Origin of the sequence: Staphylococcus sp. HMSC072H03 (genome assembly GCF_001809305.1) — a bacterium.
Lineage (GTDB): Bacteria > Bacillota > Bacilli > Staphylococcales > Staphylococcaceae > Staphylococcus > Staphylococcus hominis.
Genome location: NZ_KV796893.1, coordinates 1 through 1,381, shown reverse-complemented (window position 1 = coordinate 1,381; position 1,381 = coordinate 1). Strand labels below are relative to the sequence as shown.

Below are 1,381 nucleotides of genomic sequence, written 5' to 3'. Positions count from 1 at the left end.
CGATGATTTCAAATGATTCCTCTGATTATTTCGCGCGATTTCCACAACATTTTTTGTATTTCAAAACGATTAAGACTATATTATCCTGGCTTAATATTAATTAATTTTAATTATATCTATAAATATTTTCAGTGAAAAACTATTTCTTTAAAGCATCTAATGCTTTAAAAAACAACGATACATTGTACTCAATATTGTTATGCTTTGTTTTTTCTCTAGGAAAGCAGTAGGCTTTATAATAATCAATTTTAACTTTCAACATATTTTGTTCAATAGATAAAGTTGCATTTGATAACGATTCTTCTAATCCTTTTTTAAATCTTTTAATCTGATCTTTTACGTATCTATACTTTTTAATAGATTTTTCTATTAGTATAATTCTTTTGTAATTATCTTTTTCTCCTTCACATGTATCTACAATATCTCTAATAATATATAATCTAACAACAGGTAATCGTATATCTATAAGTAAAATAATGACATATGATTGAATAAATTCGTTTAATTTTTTCTCAAACTCATAATCTGTTTTCTTTTGCCCTTTAAATGCCTTCAAATACAATTCTATCAAATAAAATAGTTCATTTAAAAAAGCCCAAGCATATTCCTGTTCTAATGCAACATAACTAATCAATTGATTATTAATATTATAAAACTGAATCTCATTATATAAATATTTCCAATGATCTTCCAATTTTTTATATGATATTTTTTCTCCTAACCGTACATATTCATCTTCTTTTTTTGACGTGTTATAGAGTGTGTCTATCTTTGTAACTAATCTTTTTTGGGTTTTATTTATTTCTGCTAATGCTTTTGAAGTAATATTTGAATCATAACTCATATGTGCATCTACTTTCTTTATCGCGAGTAGTGATTTCAATTGTTCTTCATTTATAAATGGGTTACGTTTAAAATTATTATTTTGACTATTGATATGCGTCATGATATTTAAATTACTGTAAATCTTATTGATACTTCGAAACTCAGTATCATCTAATAAATAATCGAAGTTTGAGTTTAAATGTTTTTTTATAAATGAAACTCTATCCATCTTTTGATGTTCATTTAAATCGCTTAAACTTCTTAATAACAATAAATCTTCATAAACCTCAACTGTTACATCCGACTTCAAATAATCAACTAAGTTTCCATACTTATCAATAATTTCTTCTAGCGTAGGTATCAATATATACCCCCCCTCCCCATTTTTTGTTCCGCGTCTAATCATAATGCTTCATTTATGCTTATTATAGCAATCAATTGAAGATAATTTATATGATATTGATTGACTCTCTAAAAATTATTGGAGGAATTTTTATATGAATAAAAAATCCAAGCAGCAAGAAAAGCTTTATAATTTTGTAATTGCCAAAGCTTT

General features: G+C 25.2%; 1 protein-coding gene. It reads right to left on the bottom strand.

The window, feature by feature from the left end; genetic code table 11:
• Positions 1-139: 139 nt before the first annotated feature.
• Positions 140-1,189, bottom strand: coding sequence for an ACP synthase (locus HMPREF2578_RS07935; RefSeq protein WP_070508374.1), 1,050 nt, complete (start codon positions 1,187-1,189; stop codon positions 140-142).
• Positions 1,190-1,381 lie beyond the last annotated feature (192 nt).